This is a genomic window from Pseudomonas sp. SWI44, assembly GCF_002947915.1.
Taxonomy (GTDB): domain Bacteria; phylum Pseudomonadota; class Gammaproteobacteria; order Pseudomonadales; family Pseudomonadaceae; genus Aquipseudomonas; species Aquipseudomonas taiwanensis.
In genome coordinates, this window is the sequence record NZ_CP026674.1 from 2,854,268 (window position 1) to 2,867,538 (window position 13,271).

13 protein-coding genes and 2 pseudogenes are annotated in these 13,271 nt (G+C 59.1%); 6 read left to right on the forward strand and 9 right to left on the reverse strand.

Going from position 1 to position 13,271, the window contains the following annotated elements; all coding sequences use genetic code 11:
• Positions 1–7 precede the first annotated feature (7 nt).
• The 5 genes from C4Q26_RS13450 to fdhA all read left to right on the forward strand — a co-directional run bounded on the left by C4Q26_RS13450 (position 8) and on the right by fdhA (position 6,467).
• Positions 8–343 (forward strand): sarcosine oxidase subunit delta, encoded by a 336-nt coding sequence (locus C4Q26_RS13450; RefSeq protein WP_023382763.1) that lies wholly within the window; start codon positions 8–10, stop codon positions 341–343.
• Complete coding sequence (locus tag C4Q26_RS13455; RefSeq protein ID WP_023382762.1) at positions 340–3,360, forward strand: sarcosine oxidase subunit alpha; 3,021 nt, start codon at positions 340–342, stop codon at positions 3,358–3,360. The genes C4Q26_RS13450 and C4Q26_RS13455 overlap by 4 nt, the downstream gene beginning before the upstream one ends.
• Positions 3,361–3,460: 100 nt before the next feature.
• Positions 3,461–4,093 (forward strand): sarcosine oxidase subunit gamma, encoded by a 633-nt coding sequence (locus C4Q26_RS13460; RefSeq protein ID WP_023382761.1) that lies wholly within the window; start codon positions 3,461–3,463, stop codon positions 4,091–4,093.
• Between the two features lie 12 nt (positions 4,094–4,105).
• Positions 4,106–4,963 carry a formyltetrahydrofolate deformylase gene (gene purU / locus C4Q26_RS13465; protein ID WP_023382760.1) on the forward strand — a complete coding sequence of 286 codons (858 nt, stop codon included), beginning with the start codon at positions 4,106–4,108 and terminating at the stop codon, positions 4,961–4,963.
• A gap of 304 nt (positions 4,964–5,267) precedes the next feature.
• Positions 5,268–6,467 (forward strand): formaldehyde dehydrogenase, glutathione-independent, encoded by a 1,200-nt coding sequence (gene fdhA, locus C4Q26_RS13470; RefSeq protein WP_023382759.1) that lies wholly within the window; start codon positions 5,268–5,270, stop codon positions 6,465–6,467.
• Between the two features lie 74 nt (positions 6,468–6,541).
• Here fdhA and C4Q26_RS13475 read toward each other — a convergent pair whose 3' ends face one another.
• From C4Q26_RS13475 to C4Q26_RS13505, 7 genes and pseudogenes are all read right to left on the reverse strand, one after another.
• Complete coding sequence (locus C4Q26_RS13475) at positions 6,542–6,778, reverse strand: hypothetical protein (RefSeq protein ID WP_023382758.1); 237 nt, start codon at positions 6,776–6,778, stop codon at positions 6,542–6,544.
• 141 nt (positions 6,779–6,919) lie between these two features.
• A complete protein-coding gene (locus C4Q26_RS13480; protein WP_023382757.1) occupies positions 6,920–7,183 on the reverse strand; it encodes a DUF3077 domain-containing protein in 264 nt (87 codons plus the stop codon).
• Positions 7,184–7,322: 139 nt separating this feature from the next.
• A complete protein-coding gene (locus tag C4Q26_RS13485; RefSeq protein WP_023382756.1) occupies positions 7,323–7,565 on the reverse strand; it encodes a hypothetical protein in 243 nt (80 codons plus the stop codon).
• Positions 7,566–8,053: 488 nt separating this feature from the next.
• Positions 8,054–8,317 (reverse strand): DUF3077 domain-containing protein, encoded by a 264-nt coding sequence (locus C4Q26_RS13490; protein ID WP_023382755.1) that lies wholly within the window; start codon positions 8,315–8,317, stop codon positions 8,054–8,056.
• 139 nt (positions 8,318–8,456) lie between these two features.
• Positions 8,457–8,699, reverse strand: coding sequence for a hypothetical protein (locus C4Q26_RS13495; protein WP_023382754.1), 243 nt, complete (start codon positions 8,697–8,699; stop codon positions 8,457–8,459).
• A gap of 470 nt (positions 8,700–9,169) precedes the next feature.
• Positions 9,170–9,408 (reverse strand): annotated as a pseudogene (locus tag C4Q26_RS13500) (hypothetical protein).
• A 471-nt stretch (positions 9,409–9,879) separates the two neighbouring features.
• The gene (locus C4Q26_RS13505) at positions 9,880–10,779 is read right to left on the reverse strand and encodes an RHS repeat-associated core domain-containing protein (protein ID WP_238546531.1); all 900 of its coding nucleotides are present in this window, start codon (positions 10,777–10,779) and stop codon (positions 9,880–9,882) included.
• A gap of 401 nt (positions 10,780–11,180) precedes the next feature.
• On the opposite strand from C4Q26_RS13505, the gene C4Q26_RS13510 reads away from it, so the two are divergent.
• Entirely contained in the window at positions 11,181–11,762 is a 582-nt protein-coding gene (locus C4Q26_RS13510; RefSeq protein ID WP_023382751.1) for a DUF2780 domain-containing protein, read from the forward strand.
• 531 nt (positions 11,763–12,293) lie between these two features.
• Here C4Q26_RS13510 and C4Q26_RS28335 read toward each other — a convergent pair.
• Positions 12,294–12,569: pseudogene (locus C4Q26_RS28335) on the reverse strand (RHS repeat-associated core domain-containing protein); the annotation flags it as partial.
• An 11-nt stretch (positions 12,570–12,580) separates the two neighbouring features.
• Positions 12,581–13,087, reverse strand: a complete 507-nt coding sequence (locus C4Q26_RS13520; protein ID WP_104883172.1) for a hypothetical protein — start codon at positions 13,085–13,087, stop codon at positions 12,581–12,583.
• Positions 13,088–13,271 lie beyond the last annotated feature (184 nt).

Consider the following 13,271-nt stretch of genomic DNA (forward strand, 5'->3'; position numbering starts at 1 on the left):
AACCGTCATGTTGCAAATTTTCTGTCCCCACTGCGGCGAGCTGCGCTCCGAAGAAGAGTTCCACGCCTCTGGCCAGGCGCACATCGCCCGCCCGCTGGACCCCAACGCCTGCTCCGACGAGGAGTGGGGCACCTACATGTTCTTCCGCGATAACCCTCGCGGTATTCACCACGAACTGTGGGACCACGTTGCCGGCTGCCGTCAGTACTTCAACGTCACCCGTGACACCGTGACTTACGAAATTCTGGAAACCTACAAGATTGGCGAGAAGCCACAGGTGACCGCCAACGGCAAGGCCAGCAGCGCACCGTCGACCGTCAAAGGCCAAGGGGAAAAAGTATGAGCCAGACCTATCGCCTCGCCAGCGGCGGCCGTATCGACCGCAGCAAGGTCCTGAACTTCACCTTCAACGGCAAGACCTACCAGGGCTATGCCGGTGACACCCTGGCCGCCGCGCTGCTGGCCAACGGCGTCGACATCGTCGGTCGTAGCTTCAAGTATTCGCGCCCTCGCGGGATCATCGCCGCCGGGACCGAAGAGCCGAACGCCATCCTGCAGATCGGCTCCAGCGAAGCCACCCAGATCCCTAACGTGCGTGCCACCCAGCAGGCGCTGTACGCAGGCCTCGTCGCGACCAGCACCAACGGCTGGCCGAACGTCAACAACGACGTCATGGGCATTCTCGGCAAGGTTGGCGGCAGCATGATGCCGCCGGGCTTCTACTACAAAACCTTCATGTACCCGAAATCGTTCTGGATGACTTACGAGAAGTACATCCGCAAGGCAGCCGGCCTGGGCCGCGCGCCGCTGCAGAACGACCCGGACAGCTACGACTACATGAACCAGCACTGCGACGTGCTGATCGTCGGTGCCGGCCCTGCTGGCCTGGCCGCCGCACTGGCCGCCGCCCGTAGCGGTGCCCGTGTGATCCTGGCCGACGAACAGGAAGAGTTCGGTGGCAGCCTGCTCGACAGCCGCGAAACCCTCGACGGCAAGCCTGCCGCGGACTGGGTCAACAGCGTCGTCAAAGAGCTGGAAAGCCTGCCGGAAGTGACCCTGCTGCCGCGTGCCACGGTCAATGGCTACCACGACCACAACTTCCTGACCATCCACGAGCGCCTCACCGACCACCTCGGTGACCGTGCCCCGATCGGTCAGGTGCGTCACCGCGTCCACCGTGTCCGCGCCAAGCGCGTGGTGCTGGCGGCCGGTGCCCACGAGCGCCCACTGGTGTACGGCAATAACGACGTGCCGGGCAATATGCTGGCCGGTGCCGTTTCCACCTACGTACGCCGCTACGGCGTGGCCCCAGGCCGCAAACTGGTGCTGTCGACCAACAACGACCACGCCTACCGCGCCGCGCTGGACTGGCACGACGCCGGCCTGCAAGTGGTGGCGATCGCCGACGCGCGCCACAATCCACGCGGTTCGCTGGTCGAGGAAGCGCGCGCCAAGGGCATTCGCATCCTCACCTCCAGCGCTGTGATCGAGGCCAAGGGCAGCAAGCACGTCACCGGCGCCCGTGTGGCCGCCATCGACGTCCAAGCGCACAAGGTCACCAGCCCTGGCGAAGTGCTCGAATGCGACCTGATCGCCACCTCCGGCGGCTACAGCCCGGTCGTTCACCTGGCCTCGCACCTGGGCGGCCGTCCGGTATGGCGTGAAGATATCCTCGGCTTCGTGCCGGGCGACGCACCGCAGAAGCGCGTGTGCGTAGGCGGCGTGAACGGCGTGTACCCACTCGGTGACGTGATTGCCAATGGTTTCGAAGGTGGTGTGCAAGCCGCCACCGAAGCCGGCTTCAAGGCTACCGTCGGCACCCTGCCAAAAGCCGTGCAGCGCAAGGAAGAAGCGACCGTCGCGCTGTTCCAGGTTCCGCACGACAAGGGCACTGCCCGTGCGCCGAAGCAGTTCGTCGATCAGCAGAACGACGTCACTGCCGCGGCCATCGAACTGGCCACTCGCGAAGGCTTCGAGTCGGTCGAGCACGTCAAGCGCTACACCGCGCTGGGCTTCGGTACCGACCAGGGCAAGCTGGGCAACATCAACGGCCTGGCCATTGCTGCCCGTTCGCTGGGTATCGGCATTCCGGAAATGGGCACCACCATGTTCCGCCCGAACTACACCCCGGTGACCTTCGGTGCGGTAGCCGGTCGCCACTGCGGCCACCTGTTCGAGCCTGTGCGTTTCACCGCCCTGCATGCCTGGCACGTGAAGAACGGCGCCGAATTCGAAGACGTCGGCCAGTGGAAACGTCCGTGGTACTTCCCCAAGGCGGGTGAAGACATTCACACCGCCGTGGCCCGTGAATGCAAGGCCGTGCGCGACAGCGTGGGCCTGCTGGACGCCTCGACCCTGGGCAAGATCGACATCCAGGGCCCGGATGCCCGCGAGTTCCTCAACCGCGTGTACACCAACGCCTGGACCAAGCTCGACGTGGGCAAGGCTCGCTACGGCCTGATGTGCAAGGAAGACGGCATGGTCTTCGACGACGGCGTGACCGCCTGCGTTGGCGACAACCACTTCTACATGACCACCACCACCGGCGGCGCCGCCCGTGTGCTGCAGTGGTTGGAGCTGTACCACCAGACCGAATGGCCAGAGATGAAGGTGTACTTCACCTCGGTCACCGACCACTGGGCCACACTGACCCTGTCCGGCCCCAACAGCCGCAAGCTGCTGAGCGAGCTGACCGACGACATCGACCTGGACAAGGAAGCCTTCCCGTTCATGACCTGGAAGGAAGGCACCGTCGGCGGCGTGCCGGCCCGTGTGTTCCGAATCTCGTTCACCGGTGAGCTCTCGTACGAAGTGAACGTCCAGGCCAACTACGCCATGGGTGTGCTGGAGAAGATCGTCGAGGCAGGCAAGAAGTACAACCTGACCCCGTACGGCACCGAGACCATGCACGTGCTGCGTGCCGAGAAGGGCTTCATCATCGTTGGCCAGGATACCGACGGCTCGATGACCCCGGACGACCTGAACATGAGCTGGTGCGTGGGCCGCAACAAGCCGTTCTCGTGGATCGGCCTGCGTGGCATGAACCGCGAAGACTGCGTGCGCGAAAACCGCAAGCAGCTGGTGGGCCTCAAGCCCGTGGACCCAACCAAGTGGCTGCCGGAAGGTGCTCAGTTGGTGTTCGACCCGAAACAGCCGATCCCGATGGACATGGTCGGGCACGTCACTTCCAGCTACGCGGCCAACTCCCTGGGCTACTCGTTCGCCATGGGTGTGGTCAAGGGCGGCCTCAAGCGCATGGGCGAGCGTGTCTACTCGCCGCAGGCCGACGGCAGCGTGATCGAGGCGGAAATCGTGTCTTCGGTGTTCTTCGATCCGAAGGGTGAGCGGCAGAACGTTTGACTCTGGGCCCTGTGGGGGGTGGCTTGCCGGCGATAGTGCCGGTGGCCACACCACAGAAGCTGCTTCGCATCGACGAACAAGAATTCAAGGCAGGTAAGAAATGAGCGCTATCAACGTCTTCCAGCAAAACCCCGGCGCCGAGGCCAAGGCCCAGTCGCCACTGCACCACGCCGACCTGGCCAGCCTGGTGGGCAAAGGCCGCAAGAACGCAGGCGTGACCCTGCGTGAGAAGAAATTCCTCGGTCACCTGACCATCCGTGGCGATGGCCATGACCCAGAATTCGCCGCAGGCGTGCACAAGGCCCTGGGCCTGGAGCTGCCGGTGGCGCTGACCGTGGTCGCCAATGGCGAAATGTCGCTGCAATGGATGGGCCCAGATGAGTGGCTACTGATCGTCCCAGGCGGCCAGGAGTTCGCAACCGAGCAGAAACTGCGTGCGGCCCTCGAAGGCCAGCACATTCAAGTGGTCAACGTCAGCGGCGGACAGAGCGTGCTGGAGCTACGCGGCCCGAACGTGCGCGACGTGCTGATGAAGTCAACCAGCTACGATGTTCACCCGAACAACTTCCCGGTGGGCAAGGCGGTCGGTACCGTGTTCGCCAAGTCGCAACTGGTGATCCGCCGTACTGCCGAGGACACCTGGGAACTGGTGGTTCGCCGCAGCTTCTCCGACTACTGGTGGCTGTGGCTGCAGGACGCTTCGGCCGAGTATGGCCTGAGCATCGAAGCCTAAGGAGAACTGAACATGAGTCGGGCACCGGATACTTGGATTCTCACCGCCGACTGCCCGAGCATGCTCGGCACCGTCGATGTGGTGACGCGTTACCTCTTCGAGCAGCGTTGCTATGTCACGGAGCACCACTCCTTCGATGATCGGCTGTCGGGGCGCTTTTTCATTCGCGTCGAGTTCCGCCAGCCGGACGATTTCGACGAAGCCGGTTTCCGTGCCGGCCTTGCCGAGCGTAGCGATGCGTTCGGCATGACGTTCGAGCTGACCGCGCCGAATCACCGCCCCAAGGTGGTGATCATGGTGTCCAAGGCCGACCACTGCCTGAACGACCTGCTGTATCGCCAGCGCATCGGCCAGTTGGGCATGGACGTGGTCGCGGTGGTGTCCAACCACCCCGACCTCGAACCGCTCGCGCAGTGGCACAAGATCCCCTACTACCATTTCGCCCTCGACCCCAAGGACAAGCCTGCGCAAGAGCGCAAGGTGTTGAACGTGATCGAGGAAACTGGCGCCGAGCTGGTCATTCTTGCGCGTTACATGCAGGTACTGTCGCCTGAGCTGTGCCGGCGCCTGGATGGCTGGGCGATCAATATCCACCACTCGTTGTTGCCTGGTTTCAAAGGCGCAAAGCCGTACCACCAGGCCTACAACAAGGGCGTGAAGATGGTGGGTGCCACCGCGCACTACATCAACAACGACCTCGACGAGGGGCCGATCATCGCCCAGGGCGTCGAGGTGGTGGACCACAGCCATTACCCGGAAGACCTGATCGCCAAAGGGCGTGATATCGAGTGCCTGACCCTGGCGCGAGCGGTGGGCTATCACATCGAGCGGCGGGTGTTCCTGAACGCCAATCGGACTGTCGTTCTCTAACGGCTGTTCCAGCTTCTTCCCGACTGACGCCGCTCCCGCACGGATATCATGCCTTCAGGGGCAACGTGGTACCTGTAGGAGCGGCCTTGGCCGCGAAGAGGCCCGAACAGTTCACCCCCTCGGTTTCATCCCGCCGGTTTCCCCGCGACACTGCTGCCGCTAAAAGGCATCTGCTTGTCGCTCCCAGTCAGTGCACCCTGCGGTATCAGGCCCACAATTCTCTGCATTCCAGTAACACAAGCCGCCCATGGATGGTGGCGCTTCAACCAACGCTGCATAAATACAAATCAAGCGAGGTAAGAGCATGTCTGGCAATCGTGGAGTGGTGTATCTCGGCGCTGGCAAGGTCGAAGTACAGAAGATCGACTACCCGAAAATGCAAGACCCACGCGGCAAGAAGATCGAGCACGGCGTGATCCTCAAGGTGGTTTCCACCAACATCTGCGGCTCCGACCAGCACATGGTCCGTGGCCGCACGACTGCCCAGGTCGGCCTGGTTCTGGGCCACGAAATCACCGGTGAAATCGTCGAGAAGGGCCGCGACGTCGAGCGCATGCAGATCGGCGACCTGGTCTCGGTACCGTTCAACGTTGCCTGCGGCCGCTGCCGCTCCTGCAAAGAGATGCACACCGGTGTCTGCCTTACCGTCAACCCGGCCCGCGCCGGCGGTGCCTACGGCTACGTCGACATGGGCGACTGGACCGGCGGCCAGGCTGAGTACGTGCTGGTGCCCTACGCCGACTTCAACCTGTTGAAACTGCCACAGCGCGACAAGGCGATGGAGAAGATCCGTGACCTGACCTGCCTGTCCGACATCCTGCCAACCGGCTACCACGGTGCCGTGACTGCCGGCGTAGGCCCAGGCAGTACCGTCTACGTTGCCGGTGCCGGCCCGGTCGGCCTGGCTGCTGCAGCCTCGGCACGCCTGCTGGGCGCTGCTTGCGTCATTGTCGGCGACCTCAACCCAGCCCGCCTGGCCCACGCCAAGTCCCAGGGCTTTGAAGTGGTCGATCTGTCCAAGGACACCCCGCTGCACGAGCAGATCGTCGACATCCTCGGCGAGCCGGAAGTGGACTGCGCCGTCGACGCCGTAGGCTTCGAGGCACGTGGCCATGGCCACGAAGGTGCCAAGCACGAAGCCCCGGCCACGGTGCTGAACTCGCTGATGCAGGTTACCCGCGTCGCCGGCAACATCGGTATCCCGGGCCTGTACGTGACCGAAGACCCGGGCGCGGTAGATGCCGCTGCCAAGATCGGTGCGCTGAGCATCCGCTTCGGCCTGGGCTGGGCCAAGTCGCACAGCTTCCACACCGGCCAGACCCCGACCATGAAGTACAACCGCCAGCTGATGCAGGCGATCATGTGGGACCGCATCAATATTGCCGAAGTGGTGGGCGTGCAGGTGATCAACCTGGATCAGGCGCCGGAAGGCTACGGCGAGTTCGATGCCGGTGCGCCGAAGAAATTCGTGATCGACCCACACAAGATGTGGGGCGCGGCATGAAGTGACTGACAAGACAAAGCCCCTCCCGTGAGGGGCTTTGTTTTTTCTGGGTTGTCCGAGGGCGGTGGAGCGGGTCAGTTCGCCTGGTCATTGTGGGTGGTGGAGCTTTCGCTTTCTTTGTCTTGCACCACGAATACAGAGCCTTTGTCATCGGTTGCCAGCAACCCTGTGCTCGATATCACGTCTACTCGCTGCTCTGCCAAGGGCATATCGGCATGTCGAATGATGATGTGGTAGCAGTCGCCTTCTTTTACGGTAGTTGGCTTGTCGGTGTTGTAGAAGAAAAGCTTGCGTTTCGATGATGTGCTCATGATTCAAGTCCCTGCCGTATCGGTTGAATGGAGGCTGCTCGAAGCCCATTTTGAACAGCCGCAGGAATTTTGATACTGGCAGAATTAACAGTTTGGGAGCGGGCTTGCCCCGCGAAGAGGCCAGCCCTGGCGACCCATGGATCAGCGCATCATCCCCAGTTCGGCATCATCCAGCAGCGCCTTGGCCAATGCGCTCAGATAATGTGAAGCCCAGAGCAACTGCGGCTTGTTGTCCATCAGCCCGTCAAAGGTCAAATCCCGGACATAGCCCATCAGTTCCGAAGCCTGTTCGCGGGCACTCTGGCAGGGAATGCCCGGTGCAATGCAGAACAACGGGTGGTTATGGCCTTCGGCCTGGTAGAAAAAGGTCTTGCCGACGGTGGTCTTGGTGTCGTCGCTGGTCATCATTCAACCTCCCTGCAGTTTCTCGACTGCCAGGCCCGGCCCTATCGCGGCTAAAGCCGCTCCTACAGGCCCAGCGCAATTCTTGTAGGAGCGGCTTTAGCCGCGATAGGGCCAGCCCAGCCAACACAAGTCTCACGCCTTAATGCAGCGTTCGCGGTTCCGCTGGCATCTGCACCTGGATCAACGCCGTCTCCAGCAGTACGCGCAGCGCTTCAAGCTCATGCATCGTGGCCATGATGAGGATCGAGGTCGGCGACTTGGGCTGCAGCAGAATGACCTGGTGCGCGACGGTTTGGGCGCACAGGGCATAGTCCGTGGCCTGGATGAGGGTGTCTTCGAGGGAAGGGGAGGTGTGGGGTGGATCGGGGACGATCTTGAGCATGGGTTTTTTCTCGATAGGGGCCACCACCCTCCGCTGTCAAACAAATGGGTGGCAGCTGTGCATGGGTTGACAGACCGGTAGAAAAACCAAAGACCCGGCGCACACGAAGTGCCCCAAACACAGCCGCCATCGAAGGCGAAAGCCATGAGGATTTTCTGGTCGGCCTGTCAAAGCCGATCGCTGATTTCGCAACGACCGCCCGAGACTAGAGTGCAGCCCAGATCACCGCAATGGCTTTGGGGGATTGCGAGTATGTTTCGGAAACGTCCTACACGGAATAGGTAAATTCTTAAATATCTTGCCGGAGGTAGGTGGGAATACGTTGTGGTTGGTGGGTGATGGCACCTGCAGTAAGCCTATGCCTTAATCCCACTTTGGCCAAAGGGCACCTCTAAAAACCCTGTTTTCAGTTGGATACAGGACGTACGGCGAAAAAGAGTTGGGTTGGGGCTTGCCCCGCGAAGAGGCCAGCCCTGGCGACCCATGGATCAGCGCATCATCCCCAGTTCGGCATCATCCAGCAGCGCCTTGGCCAATGCGCTCAGATAATGTGAAGCCCAGAGCAACTGCGGCTTGTTGTCCATCAGCCCGTCAATGGTCAAATCCCGGACATAGCCCATCAGCTCCGAAGCCTGTTCGCGGGCACTCTGGCAGGGAATGCCCGGTGCAATGCAGAACAACGGGTGGTTGTGGCCTTCGGCCTGGTAGAAAAAGGTCTTGCCGACGGTGGTCTTGGTGTCGTCGCTGGTCATCATTCAACCTCCCTGCAGTTTCTCGACTGCCAGGCCCGGCCCTATCGCGGCTAAAGCCGCTCCTACAGGCCCAGCGCAATTCTTGTAGGAGCGGCTTTAGCCGCGATAGGGCCAGCCCAGCCAACACAAGTCTCACGCCTTAATGCAGCGTTCGCGGTTCCGCTGGCATCTGCACCTGGATCAACGCCGTCTCCAGCAGTACGCGCAGCGCTTCAAGCTCATGCATCGTGGCCATGATCAGGATCGAGGTCGGCGACTTGGGCTGCAGCAGAATGACCTGGTGCGCGACGGTTTGGGCGCACAGGGCATAGTCCGTGGCCTGGATGAGGGTGTCTTCGAGGGAAGGGGAATTGTGGGGTGGATCGGGGACGATCTTGAGCATGATGGATGACCTATAATGGTGCCACCACCAGCCTGCTGTCAAACAAGAAGGCGGCAGCTGTACATGGGTTGACAGACCGGTAGGTCAACCAAAACCCGGCGCACGTGAGTGCCCCATGCACAGCTGCCATAGAGGCAAAGCCATGTGGTTGACGAAATCGGCCTGTCAAAGCCGGTCGTTGATTAGTAACGACCGCCCGAGACTAGAGCGCGACCCAGGTCACTGCAATGGCTTTGGGGGATTGCGAGTATGTTTCGCAAACGTCCTACACGGAATAGGTAAACTCCTAAAAGGTCTTGCCGACGGTGGTCTTGGTGTCGTCGCTGGTCATCATTCAACCTCCCTGCAGTTTCTCGACTGCCAGGCCCGGCCCTATCGCGGCTAAAGCCGCTCCTACAGGCCCAGCGCAATACTTGTAGGAGCGGCTTCAGCCGCGATAGGGCCAGCCCAGCCAACACAAGTCTCACGCCTTAATGCAGCGTTCGCGGTTCCGCTGGCATCTGCACGTGGATCAACGCCGTCTTCAGCAGTATGCGCAGCGCTTCAAGCTCATGCATCGTGGCCATGATGAGGATCGAGGTCGGCGACTTGGGCTGCAGCAGAATGGCCTGGTGCACGACGGTTTGAGCGCAGGCATAGTCCGTGGCCTGGATAAGGGTGTCTTCGAGGAAGGGGAATTGTGGGGTGGATCGGGGATCATCGTTAGCATGGTGTAAACCTCTGTCGGTTGCGCCGACGCCCCTGCTGTCAAACATATGGGTGGCGGCTGTACGCGGGTTGACAGACCGGTCGACAGAGTAAACCCGGCGCACACGAGGTGCCCCACGCACAGCCACCATATAAGGCAATCCACAATGCGTCCGTCGAAATCGGCCTGTAAAAGCCGGTCGTTGATCAGTAACGACCGCCCGAGACTAGAGCGCGACCCAGATCACCGCAATGGCTTTGGGGGATTGCGAGTATGTTTCGGAAACGTCTTACAGGGATTAGGGGAAGTCCGAAGAATCTACTGGGAGGCCAAGAAGAACGTGATCTTTGTCAGTTGATAATGCCGTCTTTTGCGTAGAGTTTAGGCATTTAAGAAGTTAGCGATAGCACTGCTCAAAATATAAACTTCGGCGACACCTGAAACCCCAGATAGGAATTTTAGGTGCCGCGGTAGATGAGGCCAGGTAAGACCTCAAGTTTTTCTAATATCGCTGGCGGTATCCTTGGTGTCTGTCGTTAGAAGCTTCAGGTAGCTCTCCTGGTTCGCCGGGGTCATGTACCGTTCTTTACCGCCGAGTGTTATTTTTTTGAACGTCTCTAACGTTTCTTGGTTTTCTATGGCGTAACCGAGTTGCGTCTTGTATTGGCTCAATTTAATTCCTTCTGTACGCGTGTTTCCAGGCGCTGTCTTGCTTCCGTAGTTCGGTGCGTTTATGGCCTTGTACTGTTTGACTTTTCTGGTGAGGAAAGAGGTTGTTATTTGCATGTTTTTCTTTAATTTATTGTACTCTGTCTTGCTTAATGATTGTTGTTTTGCTTGAGCGAGATCCTTGAGGGGGAGGTGTGCCGCTTCCAGTCGCTCAGCCGATGTGGGACGTTTGCTCTTATTTGTGAAAAAATTCCAAATGCTGCTATGACCTGACGGATCAATTTTGTTTATCGGATCACCCTCGCAATATGCATAGGCGTTCACTCCCCCAGCGTCAAAAGGACTCTGGTCGTCAGCTGAGTGGAAACGCATTAGGCTGGGGTTGTAGCACCGGTAGCCATTGCCTAGCAGATAGGTGCCTGTAGCATTCACGTATTCGCCGTTATATGCCAGCAGTGAAAGCTGTGCCTGCGCAGTCGGACAGTACCCGTATGCAGCATAGCTTAACACGTTAGGCATGTTTGAGGTTTTGATAAGAAAAACAGAGCCCGAATCATCAGTCGCTATACGTTTTCCTCCGAAGGTGCCTGACTCGCTATATCTCTCAGCCAGTGGCAAGCTCCTATGTCTAATAACTGAGCTGGTCAAATTGCCCCGCTGTATATTGGTTAACTGGCCGTCATTGTAGAAGAGCAAACTTTTCTCAGTAGTGTGTCGTTTCAATGTTAAGTCCTCGTTCACTGATATGTGGTGCTTTGCTGCTATCTTCCCGACGGCTGCCCTGTGGTCCCTTTCACCCCATGGCAGTGCTCCTGGAAAAACCAGAGTCGGCTTGCCGATACCTCTGGCCAACTCGTCTGGAGGTATCGGAAACCTCTAGGCGTGATGCTTGATCGCCCAATGTACTTTCACCTGACTGCAAAGCCTGCGCCTGCGAGCCGTTGGCAACAACTGGCAGAAATATCAGGTCATTGAACATGCGTAGCGGTAAAGGAGCGCCAAATTGTTAGGGTGTCGTATCGGTATGCTGACGCTTCCTCCGATACGCGGCCCGGAACAAACCTCCAAACGCCCAGTCCAACGCCTCGTTTCCCCGGCCATTCCGGCCCATGAGGTCCCTCCCGATGAAAGCATTCACCCTGGCAACCCTGATGACCCTGGCCGCAAGCCCGGTGTTCGCCTTCAACCTCAGCGACGCCGCCAATGCCGTGTCGGCCATGCAGAACCAGAATCAGAGCCAGCAAGGCCAGGTACAGGCGCCCGAAGCGCAGGCCAGTTTGCTCAATACCTTGGGCAGCGAACTGAACATCACCCCGGAACAGGCCATCGGCGGGGCAGGGGCGATGTTGGGGCTGGCGCGTAACAACCTGAGCAACGACGACTATGGCCAGCTGACCAAGGCTGTGCCAGGGCTGGATCTGCTGGCGGGCGCCAATGCGCTGGGCGGGTTGAGTGGGTTGGGCGATTTGTTGGGCAAGAACAGCGAAAGCCAGTCGGCGCTGAGTAAAGCGTTGGGTAACAACGTGGAAAACCGCAGCGACCTAGACACTGCGTTCAAGGCGCTGGGCATGGACACTGGGATGATCGGGCAGTTTGCTCCACTGATCCTGCAGTACCTCGGACAGCAGGGCATCGCTGGGTCGCTGCTGCAGAACCTGGGTAGCCTGTGGACCACGCCGGTACCGGCGACAACACCGTCGGTTTGATTGGCCCTGTTCAGTTGAGCCGATTGAAATGGCCGTGGCCTTTCACAAGTGAAGCCAGCGTAGGTTATCAACGCCAAGCTGCGACCGCAGGCTGGCAGCATGTCTTCGGATGCGATCGATGGTGTTTTGATGGTCGATATAGAGTTCGGTGCCGGGTGTCAGAAGGGCAACGTCTCGCTCGGATCGCTGTATGTGCCCATGAGCCACCACCAAGTCATCGTAAATCCTTAAGGCATCTTCCATGCTCCGTGTCGGTGGCGTGCTAGGTTGCGCAGCACTGGGCGCTGCGATCCTATCGCCTGACCGGGCAGGCGCGTTGTGAGCCTGGCCAGCTCGGGCGTTGGCTACATCCCGTCGCGAATACAATCCACGGCCACCTTCTGGAGCAAACGGGTGTCTACCAGGCTGTCGGGCGGCGTGTTGTTGCCTAGGCATTAACCGCCGACCCTGCTGTTGAAACATTTGCTCGGGTTCAACAATCGGCCCCCGGGAGCGCCACAAATCAGGTCTGACTTTTTGTTGCATGCCCGCATGCCCGCTGGGGTCTCGTTGATTCACTGGATCACCTGTGCAATAGCCATACGCATTCAGGCCGCCTTTGCCAAACGGGCTCAAGTTATCAGGTGCGCTAAAACGCATGGTTGCCGGGTTGTAAGGACGATAGCCATTTCCAAGCAGGTATGTTTCAGAGTGCCTTTCTAGCAGTTCCCCGTTGAAGCCGAGTAGTTCCTGATGTGAAAAGCGATATTGAACATGTCCATAAGGTGTGTAAGCGCGAAGCGATGCACTATTTATCCGATATTCCACATGCGTTCCCCTTAAACTCGATAGCTTCTGAGTGTGACGTTGAGATATTTCAATCGGTCATGCGCCTCGTCAAGCCACGTTGCAAGTTCCTCCAGTTCAGTCTGGTATCTTTTCGCACTGATGCCCAAACTTTTCGCGAAGACGGACGTCGAGGGCTCCATGAGAAAATTGAATTCTTTTGTTTTCCGCCTTACGCGTTGAGTAAATTTTTGAATGTAGTCTTGTAAGGACTGCTTTTCTTTAATAAGCCGGCTTCTTTGTATGTCGTGTTCGTCCGTGTAGATGACGCTAGTTATTTTCCTATCAAATGTTACTTTCTTTTTTGGCGCGCGTTTCAACTGGGTAGTTGAGGGTGGGGGCGGCTGGCTATTTTCAGCCCAAAACTTCCGTAGCTGAGCAAATGTTCGCGCATGACCTGTGTCATCCCGGAAATTGATCGGATTACAGTTACAGTCTGCATAAGCGTTATATCCGCCCTGCCCAAAGGGGCTGAGATTATCGGGCTTATGGAAGCGCATTAGGGTTGGACTGTAGCTACGGTAACCATTGTCCCAATGGGTAGCTGTCGGTCAGCGGATCGCTCTTTTCGCCATTGAAGCCAAGCAGGGTGCCAAACCAAGCTTGACTGTCGATGTATCCGTATGGGGTGTAGGCCAAAGCGGCTATCTTCAATGGCAGATACCTCGCAATAGACGGTGCTAC